Origin of the sequence: Helicobacter acinonychis, assembly GCF_900461455.1 — a bacterium.
Classification (GTDB): Bacteria; Campylobacterota; Campylobacteria; order Campylobacterales; family Helicobacteraceae; genus Helicobacter; species Helicobacter acinonychis.
In genome coordinates, this window is sequence record NZ_UGIA01000001.1 from 550252 (window position 1) to 566336 (window position 16085).

Sequence of the window (16085 nt, forward strand, 5' to 3'; positions counted from 1 at the left end):
TTTTAGTATTTTTAAGATTGAGTGGTTATAATAACGCAACTAAAACACTCAAGCTAAAACCAATCAAGGAAATCGATATTAAAAGAATTATTCTCACTTCTCTTGTTTTTGTTTATTTTAATACTAGCGTTGAAGCTTTAGAAAACAACGGCTCTAAACCAAACGATGTGGCTTCTCAAAAAGAAACCGAAGCTCCAAAAAACGAAACGACAAACGAGACGCCTAAAGAAATAAAGGTCAAGTCCGTTTCTTATGTGGGGCTTTCCTACATGTCTGACATGCTCGCCAATGAGATTGTCAAGATTCGCGTGGGCGATATTGTGGATTCTAAAAAGATAGACACCGCTGTTTTGGCTTTGTTTAATCAAGGGTATTTTAAAGATGTTTATGCCACTTTTGAAAACGGCATGCTGGAGTTCCATTTTGATGAAAAAGCCAGAATTGCTGGGGTGGAAATCAAGGGTTATGGGAGCGAAAAAGAAAAAGACAGCTTAAAAACCCAAATGGGGATCAAAAAAGGCGATACCTTTGATGAGCAAAAATTAGAGCATGCTAAAACGGCTTTAAAAACCGCTTTAGAAGCGGAGGGCTATTATGGGAGCGTGGTGGAAGTGCGTACCGAAAAGGTCAATGAGGGGGCGTTATTAATCGTGTTTGATGTGAATAGGGGAGGCAATATCCATATCAAACAATCCATTTATGAGGGGAGCACGAAGTTAAAACGCCGTGTGATTGAGTCTTTGAGCGCGAACAAGCAGCGAGATTTTATGGGCTGGATGTGGGGCTTGAATGACGGAAAATTACGTCTAGATCAGCTAGAATACGACTCCATGCGTATCCAAGATGTGTATATGCGCAGAGGTTTCTTGGACGCTAACATTTCTTCGCCTTTTTTGAAAACGGATTTTTCTACTCGTAACGCCACGCTCCATTATAAAGTCAAAGAAGGGATCCAATACAAGGTTTCTGATATTTTGATAGAGATTGACAAACCGGTAATCCCTTTAAAAACATTAGAAAAAGCGCTTAAAGTGAAGAGAAAGGATGTCTTCAATATTGAGCTTTTAAGAGCGGATGCACAAATTCTAAAAACTGAAATCGCTAATAAGGGTTATGCATTTGCGGTGGTGAAACCAGACCTAGATAAGAACGAAAAGAATGGGCTTGTGAAAGTCATTTATCACATTGAAGTGGGTGACTTGGTGTATATCAATGATGTTATCATTTCAGGGAATCAGCGCACGAGCGATAGGATTATTAGAAGGGAGTTATTATTAGGACCCAAAGACAAATATAGCTTGACTAAATTAAGGAATTCTGAAAATTCTTTAAGGCGTTTAGGGTTTTTCTCTAAAGTCAAAATTGAAGAAAAAAGGGTCAATAGCTCGCTGATGGACTTGTTGGTGAGCGTAGAAGAAGGGCGCACTGGACAATTGCAATTCGGGTTAGGCTATGGCTCTTTTGGAGGACTTATGCTTAATGGGAGCGTGAGTGAAAGAAACCTTTTTGGGACAGGCCAAAGCGTGAGCTTGTATGCTAACATTGCCACAGGGGGGCGCAGAATTCCTGGTTCGCCAAGAGGGTTAGGGCGCATGTTTTCTGGGAATTTGAGTTTGACCAACCCAAGGCTTTTTGACAGCTGGTATAGCTCTACGATCAACCTTTATGCAGATTACATGGTGGGCTATCAATACACCCAGCAAGGTGGGGGCTTTGGGGTGAATTTTGGGCGCATGTTGGGTAACAGGACTCATGTGAGTTTGGGCTATAACTTGAATGTGACCAAACTCCTTGGTTTCAGAAGTCCTTTGTATAACCGCTACTATTCTTCCACTAAACAAGTGATTATCCCTTCTCAGCCTATCTGTGTGTCTGGTTTGGGCTTGTTGTTAGGGCTCCATCAAGTGCAAAGCTGTTCTACACCCGGATCCGTTAAGGTAGGGGAAACGCCACCGGTTACCGGTATTTGGGATAGGGATTACCACACGCCTATCACTAGCTCTTTCACACTTGATTTGAGCTATGACAACACCGATGATTATTATTTCCCTAGAAATGGGATCATTTTCAATTCCTATGTAACAATGGCAGGCTTACCAGGTCCTGGCACTCTCAATTCTTGGAATGGGTTAGGCGGGAATGTCCGTAACACTAAAGTTTATGGTAAATTTGCAGCTTATCATAGCTTGCAAAAATATTTATTAGTGGATTTGATCGCTCGCTTTAAAACGCAAGGAGGTTATATCTTTAGGTATAACACCAATGATTACTTGCCTCTAAACTCCACTTTCTACATGGGGGGCGTGACTACGGTGAGAGGCTTTAGGAACGGCTCAATCACGCCTAAAGATGAATTTGGCTTGTGGCTTGGAGGCGATGGGATTTTTACCGCTTCTACTGAATTGAGCTATGGCGTGTTGAAAGCGGCTAAAATGCGTTTAGCGTGGTTTTTTGACTTTGGTTTCTTAACCTTTAAAACCCCAAATAGAGGGAATTTCTTCTATAACGCTCCCACGACTACGGCGGATTTTAAAGATTATGGCGTTGTTGGGGCTGGGTTTGAAAGGGCGACTTGGAGGGCTTCTACGGGCTTACAGATTGAATGGATTTCGCCTATGGGACCTTTAGTGCTCATCTTCCCTCTAGCGTTCTTTAACCAGTGGGGCGATGGTAATGGCAAAAAATGTAAAGGGCTGTGTTTTAACCCCAACATGGACGATTACACGCAACGCTTTGAATTTTCTATGGGAACAAGGTTTTAAAATGCGTATCAACAGAGAAGAAATGTTAGATTTAATGAAAAACGCACCCTTGAAAGAATTAGGGCAAAGGGCTTTAAGAGTGAAACAACGCTTGCACCCTGAAAACTTGACGACTTTTATTGTGGATAGGAATATCAATTACACTAATATTTGTTTTGTGGATTGCAAGTTTTGCGCTTTCAAGCGCACCCTAAAAGAAAAAGACGCTTATGTGTTGAGCTATGAAGAAATTGATCAAAAAATTGAAGAATTATTAGCCATTGGTGGCACGCAGATCCTCTTTCAAGGGGGGGTGCACCCGCAGCTTAAAATAGACTATTATGAAAATTTAGTGAGCCATATCGCCCAAAAATTCCCCACTATCACTATCCATGGTTTTAGTGCGGTTGAAATTGATTACATTTCTAAAATCTCTAAATTGTCCTTGAAAGAAGTTTTAGAAAGGTTGAAAAACGCCGGTTTAAGCTCTATTCCAGGGGCGGGTGCAGAAATATTAAGCGACAGGGTGCGCGATGTGATCGCTCCTAAAAAATTGAGTAGCGACAGGTGGATTGAAGTACATAAGACTGCACATCTTTGTGGGATCAAAAGCACAGCTACCATGATGTTTGGGAGCGTGGATAATGAAGAAGATGTAATGGAGCATCTACAAAGGGTGCGCGATTTGCAAGATGAAACCGGTGGCTTTAGGGCTTTTATTTTATGGAGCTTTCAGCCTAATAACACCCCCTTAAAAGAAGAAATCCCTAGCATTAAAAAAGCGAGTTCCAATCGGTATTTGCGCTATTTGGCATGCAGTAGGATTTTTTTAGATAACATTCAAAACATACAAAGCTCATGGGTGACTCAAGGATCTATGATAGGGCAGTTAGCTTTATTGTTTGGAGCGAATGATTTAGGGAGCGTGATGATGGAAGAAAATGTAGTGAAAGCGGCTGGGACGAGTTTTTGCATGAATGAAGCAGAAATGATAGGGCTCATTGAAGACATTGGGAGCGTGGCGGTTAAACGAAACACCGCTTATGAAATCTTAAAACGATACTCTGTTACAACAAAGGCATGAGATGAAGAAAATTTTGATTACTTTATTAGGAGTTTTTATGGGGTTGCAAGCGAGTGCTTTAATGCTTCAAGAAATCAACCAGGCTAAAGTCCCTGTGATTTATGAAGAAAACCATTTGTTGCCTATGGGGTTCGTCCATTTAGTCTTTAGGGGAGGTGGGAGCTTGGGCGATAAAAATCAGCTAGGTTTAGCCAAATTGTTTGCACAAGTTTTAAATGAGGGCACTAAAGAGCTTGGTGCGGTGGGGTTTGCACAAGCTTTAGAGCAAAAAGCGATTAGTTTGAATGTGGATACCAACACAGAAGATTTGCAAATCACTTTAGAATTTTTGAAAGAATACGAAGATGAAGCCATAATGCGTCTAAAAGAGCTTTTAAAATCCCCTAATTTCACGCAAAACGCTTTAGAAAAAGTCAAAACTAGAATGTTAGCTGCACTTTTGCAAAAAGAGAGCGATTTTGACTATTTAGCCAAATTGACTTTAAAACAAGAGCTTTTTGCTAACACCCCTTTAGCTAACGCATCTTTAGGCACTAAAGAGAGCCTTCAAAAAATCAAGCTAGACGATTTGAAACAACAATTTTCTAAGGTTTTTGAACTCAATAAACTCGTAGTGGTGCTTGGGGGCGATTTAAAAATTGATCAAACCCTTAAGCGTTTGAATAACGCCCTTAATTTCTTGCCACAAGGTAAGGCGTATAATGAGCCTTATTTTGAAGCGAGTGATAAAAAGAGTGAAAAAATCCTCTATAAAGACACGGAGCAGGCTTTCGTGTATTTTGGTGCACCCTTTAAAATCAAAGATTTAAAACAAGATCTAGCAAAATCTAAAGTGATGATGTTTGTGCTTGGGGGAGGGTTTGGCTCTCGTTTAATGGAAAAAATCAGAGTTCAAGAGGGCTTGGCTTATAGCGTGTATATCCGCTCTAGTTTTTCTAAAGTGTCGCATTTTGCAAGCGGTTATTTACAAACCAAGCTCAGCACTCAAGCTAAAAGCGTTGCATTGGTGAAAAAGATAGTTAAAGATTTTGTAGAAAAAGGCATGACGCAACAAGAATTAGACGACGCTAAAAAGTTTTTACTAGGTTCTGAGCCTTTAAGGAATGAAACGCTTTCTAGCCGCTTGAACACCACTTACAACTATTTTTATTTAGGGTTGCCTTTAGATTTCAATCAGACGCTACTCAATCAAATCCAAAAAATGAGTTTGAAAGAAATCAATGATTTCATTAAAGCACACACTGAAATCAATGACTTGACTTTTGCCATTGTGAGCAACAAGAAAAAGGGTAAATAATGCCATTTGAAGCTGTAATTGGGCTAGAAGTCCATGTCCAACTCAACACCAAAACCAAAATCTTTTGCTCTTGCTCTACAAGTTTTGGAGAATCTCCTAATTCTAACACCTGCCCTGTGTGTTTGGGCTTGCCGGGAGCTTTGCCGGTATTGAATAAAGAAGCACTCAAAAAAGCCATTCAACTAGGCACAGCCCTTGAAGCCAATATCAATCAAAATTCCATTTTTGCAAGAAAAAATTATTTTTACCCCGATTTGCCTAAGGCTTATCAAATCTCGCAATTTGAAGTCCCTATTGTGAGCGATGGAAAATTAGAAATTGACACTCAAGAGGGCGTAAAAATCGTGCGTATTGAAAGGGTCCATATGGAAGAAGATGCTGGTAAAAATATCCATGAGGGCAGTTATTCTTTAGTGGATTTGAACCGTGCTTGTACCCCTTTATTAGAAATTGTCAGTAAGCCTGATATGAAAACTAGTGAAGAAGCCATTGCGTATTTGAAAAAACTCCATGCTATCGTGCGTTTTATAGGGATTTCTGATGCGAACATGCAAGAGGGGAATTTTAGGTGCGATGCGAATGTCTCCATTAGACCCAAGGGCGATGAAAAGCTTTACACAAGAGTGGAGATTAAAAACCTAAATAGCTTTAGATTTATCGCTAAAGCGATTGAATACGAAATAGAGCGCCAAAGCGTGGCGTGGGAAAGCGGACACTATAATGAAGAGGTTGTTCAAGAAACGCGCCTTTTTGACACTACCAAAGGGATCACCCTTTCAATGCGTAATAAGGAAGAATCGGCGGATTATCGCTATTTTAAAGATCCGGATTTGTATCCTGTTTTTATCAATGAAGCGTTTTTAAAAGAAGCTCAAAAGATCAATGAATTGCCTAGCGCTAAAAAAATCCGCTACATGAAAGATTTTAACATTAAAGAAGACGATGCGAATTTATTGGTGAGCGATCCTTTATTGGCGGAGTATTTTGAAAGCATGCTCAATCTTGGAGTTAAGGCTAAAACGAGCGTTACATGGCTTTGCGTGGAATTGTTGGGGCGCTTGAAAGCCGAGATCACTTTAGAAAATTGTGCCATTAGCGCTCACACGCTAGGCACTTTAGCCAAACGCATTGATGAGGGCAAAATTTCTGGTAAGAGCGCTAAAGATGTGTTAGACAAGCTTTTAGAAGAGCGTGGGGGCGATGTGGATGCACTCATTGAACAAATGGGCTTGTCTCAAGTCAATGATACAGAAGCGATAGTCAAAGTGATAGACGAAGTGCTTAAAAACAACGCTGATAAGGTACTTGAATATAAAAGCGGTAAGGATAAACTTTTTGGGTTTTTTGTAGGTCAAGCGATGAAAAATTTAAAAGGCGCTAATCCTAGCGTGGTGAACGCTATTTTGAAAGAGAAATTGGATTGATGAGAAGAATTTTTTCTTATGTTTTGAAGGCTTTATTGTTGGTTGGGGTGGTTTATGCAGAGCCTGAATCTAAAGTGGAAGCCTTGCAAAGTAAAACCCAAGAATCTTCTTTGGATAAAAAAATCCGCCAAGAGATAAAGAATAAGGAATTGAAAAACAAGGAAGCAAAAAGCAAAGAAGAAAAGAAAACAACCAAAATAAGAGCGAAGCCTAGGGCAGAAGTCCATCATGGGGATGCTAAAAGTCCGTCTCAAAAGATTACGCCTCCAAAAATCAAAGAAAGCAAAAAAGCCCTCCAAAACCAAAGTGATCAAAATAATGCGTTGCAATCTAAAGAAAAAGCCGCTCAAAGCGAAAAAAAAGAAATAGGTCCTAGCTCGCAATTCAATGCTATTTTTGGGAATTCCAACAATTCTTCCAATAAAACCCTTGAAGATAAGGTCGTAGGGGGCATTTCCTTACTCGTTAATGGCTCGCCCATCACGCTGTATCAAATCCAAGAAGAGCAAGAAAAATTTAAGGTGAGTAAGAATCAAGCACGGGATCGCTTGATTGCTGATCGCATTAAAAACCAAGAAATTGAGCGCTTAAAAATCCATATAGATGATGACAGACTGGATCAAGAAATGGCGATGATGGCACAACAACAAGGCATGGATTTAGACCATTTCAAGCAAATGATCATGGCTGAAGGGCATTATAAAACTTATAGGGATCAACTTAAAGAGCATTTGGAAATGCAAGAATTGTTGCGTAATATCTTGCTTACCAATGTGGATACTAGCTCTGAAACCAAAATGCGCGAATATTACAACAAACACAAAGAGCAATTCAGTATCCCCATGGAAGTGGAAACCGTTCGTTATAGTTCTACAAGCCAAGAAGATTTGGAAAGGGCGATGTCTGATCCGAATTTAGAGGTACCAGGGGTGAATAAAGCCAATGAAACAATAGAGATGAAAACCCTAAATCCTCAAATCGCTCAAGTTTTTATCTCCCATGAAAAAGATTCTTTCACGCCTATCATGAATGGTGGTGGGGGGCAGTTTATCACCTTTTATATCAAAGAAAAAAAGGGTAAAAACGAAGTGAGCTTCAGCCAAGCCAAGCAATTCATCGCTCAAAAATTAGTGGAAGAGTCTAAAGATAAAATTTTAGAAGAGCATTTTGAAAAATTGCGCGTCAAGTCTAGGATTGTGATGATTAGAGAGTGATCTTTAGATCGTGCAACATTTCAATTTCCTCTATAAAGATTCTCTTTTTTCTATCGCCTTATTCACTTTCATTATCGCTCTTGTTATTTTATTAGAACACGCTAGGGCGTATTTCACCCAAAAGAAAAACAAAAAATTTTTACAAAAATTCGCTCAAAATCAAAACGCTTATGTGAGTAGTGAAAATTTAGACGAGCTTTTAAAGCATGCTAAATTTTCTAGTTTGATGTTTTTAGCTAGGGCGTATTCTAAAGCGGACATAGAAATGAGCATGGAAATCTTAAAAGGGCTTTTAACGCGCCCTTTAAAAGATGAAGAAAAAACCGCTACTTTAGATTTATTAGCTAAAAATTATTTTAGCGTGGGGTATTTGCAAAAAACAAAAGACACCGTGAAAGAAATCTTGCGTTTTTCTCCAAGGAATGTGGAAGCGTTGTTAAAACTCATGCATGTGTATGAATTAGAAAAAGATTATTCAAAGGCTTTAGAGACTTTAGAATGCTTAGAAGAATTAGAAGTGCCTGAAATTGAAACGATTAAAAACTACCTTTATTTAATGCATTTAATAGAGAGCAAGGAAGATGTGAGTAAAATCTTGCATGTGGCAAAAAATTCGCTAGATTTGAAAAAAATCGCTTTAAATTATTTAAAATTTTGTGATGAAAATCTTTTTTGGCAAGAGATTGATAAAACCGAACATTTAGAAAAAATGATCGATCTTTTATGGGATCAAAATATCCCTACTTTTATTTTAGAAAAACATGCCCTTTTGCAAGACATCGCACGCGCTAAAGGGCTGCTTTTAGATGGTAAGTTTTGTCAAATCTTTGAATTAGAGGTTTTACGCGCTCTATTGAATAGCCCTAAAAAAGCGAACTTGACTTTTGAATACCGCTGCAAGAATTGCAAACAAGTTTTTCCTTTTGAAAGCCATAGGTGTCCTGTGTGTTACCAATTAGCGTTTATGGATATGGTACTTAAAATCTCCAGAAAAATGCATGTCATGGGAGTGGACTAAATGCAAGAAATTGAAATTTTTTGCGATGGCTCTTCTTTAGGCAATCCTGGGCCAGGTGGGTATGCGGCGATTTTACGCTATAAGGATAAAGAAAAAATCATCAGTGGGGGTGAAAAATTCACCACCAATAACCGCATGGAATTAAGGGCGTTGAATGAAGCTTTAAAAATCTTAAAACGCCCATGCCATATCACGCTTTATAGCGATTCGCAATATGTGTGCCAAGCGATCAATGTGTGGCTTATTGGTTGGCAAAAAAAGAATTTTGCTAAAGTCAAAAATGTGGATTTATGGAAAGAATTTTTAGAAGTTTCTAAAGGGCATTCTATTGTGGCGATTTGGATCAAGGGGCATAATGGGCATGCACAAAATGAGCGATGCGATAGTCTCGCTAAATTAGAGGCGCAAAAATGGGTCAAAACGACCACTTGAAAGGGATAAGATGAAAAACAAAAATAATAAGCTTGCAGATTGCCCTTATATAACGCTAGAAAAAGCTTTAGGGTATTCTTTTAAAGACAAGCATTTATTGGAGCAAGCCTTAACGCATAAATCTTGCAAACTCGCTTTAAACAATGAACGCTTGGAATTTTTAGGCGATGCGGTGTTGGGCTTGGTGATAGGGGAGTTGCTATACCATAAATTTTATCAATACGATGAGGGAAAACTCTCTAAATTAAGGGCTTCTATCGTGAGCGCGCAGGGTTTTACGAAATTAGCGAGAGCGATTTCTTTACAAGATTATTTGCGCGTCTCTTCTTCTGAAGAAACCTCTAAAGGGAGAGAAAAACCCTCTATTCTATCAAGTGCATTTGAAGCTTTAATGGCTGGGGTGTATTTGGAAGCAGGGTTAGATAAAGTGCGTAAAATCATGCAAAATTTACTCAATCGCGCTTACAAGCGTTTGGATTTGGAGCATTTGTCCGTAGATTATAAAACCGCTTTACAAGAATTAACCCAAGCGCAATTTTGCGTGATCCCCACTTACCAATTACTCAAAGAAAAAGGACCCGCTCACCATAAAGAATTTGAAATGGTCTTATACATTCAAAATCAAATGTATGCGACCGCTAAAGGCAAAAGTAAAAAAGAAGCCGAACAGCAATGTGCCTATCAAGCGCTCCAAAAACTTAAGGGGATAAAATGAATACTTTAGGGCATTTTTTAAGGCTCACGACTTTTGGAGAATCGCATGGGAGCGTCATAGGGGGGGTTTTAGACGGTATGCCTAGCGGGATTAAAATAGACTATGAATTATTAGAAAATGAAATGAAGCGCCGTCAAGGGGGAAGGAATGCTTTCACCACGCCACGAAAAGAAGACGATAAAGTGGAAATAACAAGTGGGGTTTTTGAAGATTTTAGCACAGGGACGCCCATAGGGTTTTTAATCCACAATCAAAGGGCTAGGAGTAAGGATTACGATAACATTAAAAACCTTTTTAGGCCTAGCCATGCGGATTTCACTTATTTTCACAAATACGGCATCAGAGATTTTAGGGGTGGGGGGAGAAGTTCGGCTAGAGAGAGCGCTATAAGAGTCGCAGCTGGGGCGTTTGCTAAAATGCTTTTAAAAGAAATTGGTATTGTTTGTGAAAGCGGGATTGTTAAAATAGGGGGCATTGAAGCCAAAAACTATGATTTTAATCACGCGCTAAAAAGTGAAATTTTTGCTCTGGATAAAGAACAAGAAGAAGTGCAAAAAACAGCCATTCGAAACGCTATCAAAAACCACGATAGCATAGGGGGAGTGGCTTTGATTAGAGCAAGGAGTTTAAAAAGAAATCAAAAACTCCCCATTGGATTAGGTCAAGGGCTATACGCTAAATTAGACGCTAGAATCGCTGAAGCGATGATGGGGTTTAATGGGGTAAAAGCGGTTGAAATTGGTAAGGGAATAGAAAGTTCTTTACTAAAAGGCTCAGAGTATAATGATTTAATGAATCAAAAAGGGTTTTTGAGTAATCGTAGTGGGGGGATTTTAGGAGGCATGAGCAATGGGGAAGAAATTATTGTTAAGATACATTTTAAACCCACGCCAAGCATTTTCCAATCTCAACAAACTATAGATATTAAGGGTAATGAATGCGAATGCTTGTTAAAGGGCAGGCATGACCCTTGCATTGCGATTAGAGGTAGCGTGGTGTGTGAGAGTTTACTCTCGTTAGTGTTAGCCGATATGGTATTACTCAATTTGACTTCAAAAATAGAGTATTTAAAAACGATTTATAATGAGAATTAAACGAAATTGGATACAATCATCTTAAAAAGGATACAAATGGAAAAGTTACCTAGAAAACGAGTTTCTAAAACCAAATCACAAAAACTTATCAATAGTCTCACAACTCAAAAAAACAGAGCCTTGCTTAAAAAAATCAGTTCTAATGAAATGCTTTTAGAGTTAGAAAAAGGGGCGTTTAAAAAAAATGAGGCTTATTTTATTTCCGATGAAGAAGATAAAAATTATGTTTTAGTGCCAGATAATGTGATCTCTCTTTTAGCAGAAAACGCCAGAAAAGCTTTTGAAGCCCGGCTTAAAGCGGAATTAGAAAGGGATATTATCATTCAAGCGCCGATTGATTTTGAAGATGTGCGCGAAGTCTCTTTGCAATTATTAGAAAATTTACGCCAAAAAGATGGGAATTTACCCAATATCAACACCCTAAACTTTGTCAAACAAATCAAAAAAGAACACCCTAATTTATTCTTTAATTTTGACAACATGTTCAAACAACCCCCATTTAATGAAAATAATTTTGAAAATTTTGACAGCAATGATGAGGAAAATTTTTAATGCAAACCATTGATTTTGAAAAATTTTCACAATACTCTAAACCTGGTCCACGATACACAAGCTACCCCACAGCGGTGGAGTTTAAAGAAAATTTTAATGAAGAGAGCTTGAAAAAAGCGTTTTTTTCCCATGATAATCTCAAAAACCCCATGCCCTTATCGCTCTATACGCATTTGCCCTTTTGCAGGAGCGCGTGTTATTTTTGTGCATGCTCTGTCATTTACACAAGCTTAGAAGAGAAAAAAATCCGTTATATTAGCTATCTTAAAAAAGAACTCGCCCTTTTGAAAAAAGCGATGGACACAAACAGAGAAGTCGCACAATTCCACTATGGTGGTGGCACGCCGACCTTTTTTTCGCCCATTCAATTAGATGAGATCACACAAAGCATTCAAGAAGTTTTCCCTAATTTTAGCCAAGATATTGAAATGAGTTGCGAGATTGACCCTAGGCATTTCACTAAAAATCACATGCAAACTTTATTTGATAGAGGTTTTAACCGCTTGAGTTTTGGGGTACAAGATTTTGATTTTGAAGTCCAAAAAGCTATTCATAGGATCCAGCCTTTTGAAATGGTTCAAGATGCGGTAAAACTCGCTAGAGATTATGGCATTAAATCCGTTAATTTTGATTTGATCTATGGCTTACCCAATCAAACTAAAGAGAGTTTTTTAAAAACTTTGGAGTGGGTTTTGAAATTAGACCCAGATCGATTAGCGGTGTTTAATTACGCGCATGTGCCTTGGGTGAAAAAAACGATGCGTAAAATTGATGAAACCTTATTGCCAAGCCCTAAAGACAAGCTAGAGATTTTAGAGGCTCTCATTAGTTTTTTAGAAAAAGCCCATTATCAAATGATAGGCATGGATCATTTCGCTAAAAGCGATAATGAATTGTATTTAGCCCTTCAAAAGGCAGAGTTACGCCGTAATTTTCAAGGCTATACCACGAAAAAATTCACTCAAACTATTGGTATTGGTGTTACGAGCATTGGTGAAGGGGGCGATTATTACACGCAAAATTATAAAGATTTGCGCCATTATGAAAAAGCCCTTGATTTGGGGCTTTTACCGGTAGAAAGGGGCGTAGCGCTAACCCAAGAAGATGTGTTAAGAAAAGAAGTGATCATGCAAATGATGAGTAATTTAAAATTGGATTACTCTAAGATTGAAGAAAAATTTTCTATTGATTTTAGAGCGTATTTTAAAAAAGAATTAGAGAAATTAAAGCCTTATGAAGAAGCGGGCTTACTTTCTTTCAATGCTAAAGGCTTTGAGATGACAAGAACAGGGGGCATGCTTGTAAGAAACATGGCTATGGAGTTTGATGCGTATTTGCGTGGGGGCGAAAAACATTTCAGTAAAACGCTATGAGCGGAAATATTTTTGAAGAAGTAGGAGATACTTGTGTTAAATGCGCTAAATGCGTGCCAGGTTGCACGATTTATCGCATTCATAAAGATGAGACGACTTCGCCTAGGGGCTTTTTGGATTTGATGCGCTTAAACGCTCAAAACAAGCTCAAATTAGACACGAATTTAAAACACCTTTTAGAAACTTGTTTTTTATGTACCGCTTGCGTGGAAACTTGCCCTTTTCATTTACCCATAGACACTTTAATAGAAAAAGCTAGGGAAAAAATCGCTCAAAAGCATGGCATTGCTTGGTATAAAAAATCCTATTTTTCCCTTTTAAAAAACCGAAAAAGAATGGATAGAGTGTTTTCAGTTGCACATTTTTTAGCTCCTTGTGCTTTCAAGCAAGTAGGGGATAGTTTAGAGCCCAGAGTTCTTTTTAAAGGTTTATTCAAACGCTTTAAAAAAAGCACTCTGCCTCCTTTAAATAAAAAAAGTTTTTTGCAAACGCACACAGAAATGAAGCCTCTAGAAAACCCCCTTCAAAAAGTGGCGATTTTTATAGGGTGCTTGAGCAATTACCACTACCAGCAAGTAGGGGAGAGCTTATTGTATATTTTAGAAAAGCTTAACATTCAAGCGATCATTCCTAAACAAGAATGCTGCGCAGCTCCTGCGTATTTTACCGGCGATAAAGACACCACGCTTTTTTTAGTGAAAAAAAACATAGAATGGTTTGAAAGCTATTTAGATGAAGTCGATGCGATCATTGTGCCTGAAGCCACATGCGCTAGCATGCTCATTAATGATTATTGCAAGGTGTTTTTAGGCGAAAAAGATAAGGATTTGTATTTGAAACGCTTGGAAAAAATCACGCCTAAAATCTATCTTGCGAGCGTGTTTTTAGAAAAACACACCCCTTTAAAAAATCTTTTAGAAAAAACCCCTAATGAAAAAAAAGAGGTGATCACCTACCATAACCCTTGCCATGCCAAAAAAACCCTAAACGCCCATAAAGAAGTGCGAAACTTGCTTAACTCGCATTATGAAATTAAGGAAATGCCAGATAATTGTTGCGGTTTTGGGGGGATTACCATGCAAACAGAAAAGGTGCAATTTTCTTCTAAAGTGGGGTTTCTTAGGGCTAAAGAGATACTGGACACAAAAGCTACAATTTTGAGTGCAGAATGTGGGGCATGCCATATGCAACTTAACAACGCCCTAAAGTCTTTAAATAACCCCAACACCCCCCACTTTTCACACCCCCTAGAACTCATCGCTAAGGCTTTAAGGGGCACTGAAGGGGTTTGAGTGGATAACCAACAATACAAAGAGTTTATTAGAACATCAATAGATGACATTAGAAAAGCTCACAATGAAAACTATTTAAGCATATTTGCAGGAGCTAGAATAAGCACTAACTCAGGATTGCCTGAATGGGGTGATTTAATTAAAGAGTTTCAAAAGCGTCTTTATGGCGATACCAAAGAGAACGAGAATTACCTTGTCCTTGCAGAAAAATTTTACAATCAATTTGGAGAAAGTTTTTACTACCAAACTTTAAAATCTCTAATCCCTGATAATGCAAAGAAAAATGATTTGCATTTAGAAATGGTCAAATTGAATATTAAAAATTTAATCACAACAAATTGGGACAATCTATTTGAACAAGCAATCAATGAAGAGGGAAGATTTTTTAATATTATAAAGAGCGATAAGGACATTGGGAGTTCAACCGGCTTTGCAAAGTTTATTAAAATGCACGGAAGTTTAGATGAAAACAACATTGTATTTAAAGAGCAAGACTACCTAGAATATAGTAAGCATTTCCCTTTGATTGAAAACTACATTAAGGGAGTTTTTTCAACGGATACAGTGATTTTGCTTGGCTACTCATTGAGCGATCAAAATGTAAAGCAAATTATTTCTTGGGTAAATTCTCACTCAAAAAGTGTAAAACCAATCTATTTTATTAAAACAGCCAAAGAGTTTGATATGATTGAATTTGAATTTTACAAAAAGAAGAATATCCACATTCTTTATACCCAAGAACTTTTTGGAAAAAAAGGGCATTCTGAGGAACTGCGAAGTTTTATAAAAGAGATAAAAGCTAAACCAAAAGATACTTCTAAAAATTACAGCGGAATCATTTCTTCAACTAAGCAAATAAGGAGAATGATTTTTAATTTTGATTATAACGCAATGAAAGAAAGAATTGATGAAATATCACTAAAAAACTCTAGCGTTCTTAATCAATTAGAATTAGCAGACTTTTTATGAATTTTTTTGGTATTAAGCACTTGGATAAAATTGGATCAAAATACATTTGATGCTATTGTTGGAATATGCCAAGAAAAAATAGGTGAAGGCATTCTGTGGAATAGTTATGAGTCGGTGGGATATTTCATTACAACACAGTGGGATAAGTCTCAAAAGGAAATCAATTTTTCTACTTTGTATCATATTCTTTTTTCTTTTATTAGGAAACTGACTGAGGGTTTTGGAGGGAATTTAGTATGTCTAGAACATTCATACTGGGGTTCACACTGGATGCAAAATTTACTTGGTATTTTGCAACAACATAGTGTTGATTTGGATTCTATACAACAAGCCCTAATCAACGAGCACATTCAAAAGATAATGAAACTTCCTAATGACACACAGATATTGATTTCCTATATTCTAATTTGTGATTTATTTCCCATCACAAAAAATAACGGTGATGTCAATCAAAAAGTAAAAAAATTTCTGCTCGATATTTGGGAAGGGAATCAAAATAGAAAGACAATACAAGAAGATGAAGCTTATCTACTTCTAACTTCTAACATGCATGGAATATGCATTTTAAATAGCGAGCAGTATCAAGAAATATTATTGGAACTAAAAAATAAATATATGAATAGAGAAACAACAACCTATCAAAGATTTAATGATGAGCAACTTTCTCATGAGCAACTACTTGAACAAGCAATGCAAGATGATGCTCTCGATAGGATGCTCGCTTTGCTTAAATGGTGTGAGAATAATTTTAAAAAAGAATATCTTATTTTATAATACTTATTATTTAAAACATTGAAAGTTTGTTAAATCCTATTAAGAAACCCCAAAAAAAATAGAAAAACCACAGAGTAAGATCCGCTAAAACGCTTGAGAAAATTTA

At 37.7% G+C, this 16085-nt stretch carries 12 protein-coding genes and 1 pseudogene; all 13 read left to right on the top strand.

Annotation, left to right across the window (positions count from 1 at the left end; all coding sequences use genetic code 11):
- The first annotated feature begins 17 nt into the window (after positions 1–17).
- A complete protein-coding gene (bamA, locus tag DYI00_RS02550) occupies positions 18–2762 on the top strand; it encodes an outer membrane protein assembly factor BamA (protein WP_011577736.1) in 2745 nt (914 codons plus the stop codon).
- Complete coding sequence (locus tag DYI00_RS02555) at positions 2734–3825, top strand: dehypoxanthine futalosine cyclase (protein WP_081430802.1); 1092 nt, start codon at positions 2734–2736, stop codon at positions 3823–3825. The genes bamA and DYI00_RS02555 overlap by 29 nt, the downstream gene beginning before the upstream one ends.
- Position 3826: 1 nt before the next feature.
- Positions 3827–5122 (top strand): M16 family metallopeptidase, encoded by a 1296-nt coding sequence (locus DYI00_RS02560; protein ID WP_041600194.1) that lies wholly within the window; start codon positions 3827–3829, stop codon positions 5120–5122.
- Positions 5122–6546: an Asp-tRNA(Asn)/Glu-tRNA(Gln) amidotransferase subunit GatB gene (gene gatB / locus DYI00_RS02565; RefSeq protein ID WP_162494924.1), complete on the top strand. Its 1425-nt coding sequence runs from the start codon at positions 5122–5124 to the stop codon at positions 6544–6546. Before DYI00_RS02560 ends, gatB begins: the two co-directional genes overlap by 1 nt.
- Positions 6546–7760, top strand: coding sequence for a SurA N-terminal domain-containing protein (locus tag DYI00_RS02570; RefSeq protein ID WP_011577740.1), 1215 nt, complete (start codon positions 6546–6548; stop codon positions 7758–7760). Before gatB ends, DYI00_RS02570 begins: the two co-directional genes overlap by 1 nt.
- Positions 7761–7770: 10 nt before the next feature.
- Positions 7771–8778, top strand: a complete 1008-nt coding sequence (locus tag DYI00_RS02575) for a tetratricopeptide repeat protein (protein WP_011577741.1) — start codon at positions 7771–7773, stop codon at positions 8776–8778.
- The gene (gene rnhA, locus DYI00_RS02580) at positions 8779–9210 is read left to right on the top strand and encodes a ribonuclease HI (protein WP_011577742.1); all 432 of its coding nucleotides are present in this window, start codon (positions 8779–8781) and stop codon (positions 9208–9210) included.
- A gap of 10 nt (positions 9211–9220) precedes the next feature.
- Complete coding sequence (gene rnc / locus DYI00_RS02585) at positions 9221–9925, top strand: ribonuclease III (RefSeq protein ID WP_011577743.1); 705 nt, start codon at positions 9221–9223, stop codon at positions 9923–9925.
- On the top strand, positions 9922–11019 hold the full coding sequence (gene aroC / locus DYI00_RS02590; RefSeq protein WP_011577744.1) for a chorismate synthase: 1098 nt from the start codon (positions 9922–9924) through the stop codon (positions 11017–11019). Before rnc ends, aroC begins: the two co-directional genes overlap by 4 nt.
- 36 nt (positions 11020–11055) lie before the next feature.
- Positions 11056–11571 (top strand): DUF2603 domain-containing protein, encoded by a 516-nt coding sequence (locus DYI00_RS02595; RefSeq protein WP_011577745.1) that lies wholly within the window; start codon positions 11056–11058, stop codon positions 11569–11571.
- Entirely contained in the window at positions 11571–12944 is a 1374-nt protein-coding gene (gene hemN / locus DYI00_RS02600; protein ID WP_104709274.1) for an oxygen-independent coproporphyrinogen III oxidase, read from the top strand. The genes DYI00_RS02595 and hemN overlap by 1 nt, the downstream gene beginning before the upstream one ends.
- Entirely contained in the window at positions 12941–14236 is a 1296-nt protein-coding gene (locus tag DYI00_RS02605; RefSeq protein ID WP_011577747.1) for a (Fe-S)-binding protein, read from the top strand. Before hemN ends, DYI00_RS02605 begins: the two co-directional genes overlap by 4 nt.
- Positions 14237–15685: pseudogene (locus DYI00_RS02610) on the top strand (SIR2 family protein); the annotation flags it as partial.
- Positions 15686–16085 lie beyond the last annotated feature (400 nt).

Coding starts and splice junctions, on each gene's coding strand:
- rnhA (WP_011577742.1), top strand. CDS start 8,779: ATGCAAGAAATTGAAATTTTTTGCGATGGCTCTTCTTTAGGCAATCCT.
- DYI00_RS02570 (WP_011577740.1), top strand. CDS start 6,546: ATGAGAAGAATTTTTTCTTATGTTTTGAAGGCTTTATTGTTGGTTGGG.
- gatB (WP_162494924.1), top strand. CDS start 5,122: ATGCCATTTGAAGCTGTAATTGGGCTAGAAGTCCATGTCCAACTCAAC.
- DYI00_RS02605 (WP_011577747.1), top strand. CDS start 12,941: ATGAGCGGAAATATTTTTGAAGAAGTAGGAGATACTTGTGTTAAATGC.
- hemN (WP_104709274.1), top strand. CDS start 11,571: ATGCAAACCATTGATTTTGAAAAATTTTCACAATACTCTAAACCTGGT.
- DYI00_RS02560 (WP_041600194.1), top strand. CDS start 3,827: ATGAAGAAAATTTTGATTACTTTATTAGGAGTTTTTATGGGGTTGCAA.
- aroC (WP_011577744.1), top strand. CDS start 9,922: ATGAATACTTTAGGGCATTTTTTAAGGCTCACGACTTTTGGAGAATCG.
- DYI00_RS02595 (WP_011577745.1), top strand. CDS start 11,056: ATGGAAAAGTTACCTAGAAAACGAGTTTCTAAAACCAAATCACAAAAA.
- rnc (WP_011577743.1), top strand. CDS start 9,221: ATGAAAAACAAAAATAATAAGCTTGCAGATTGCCCTTATATAACGCTA.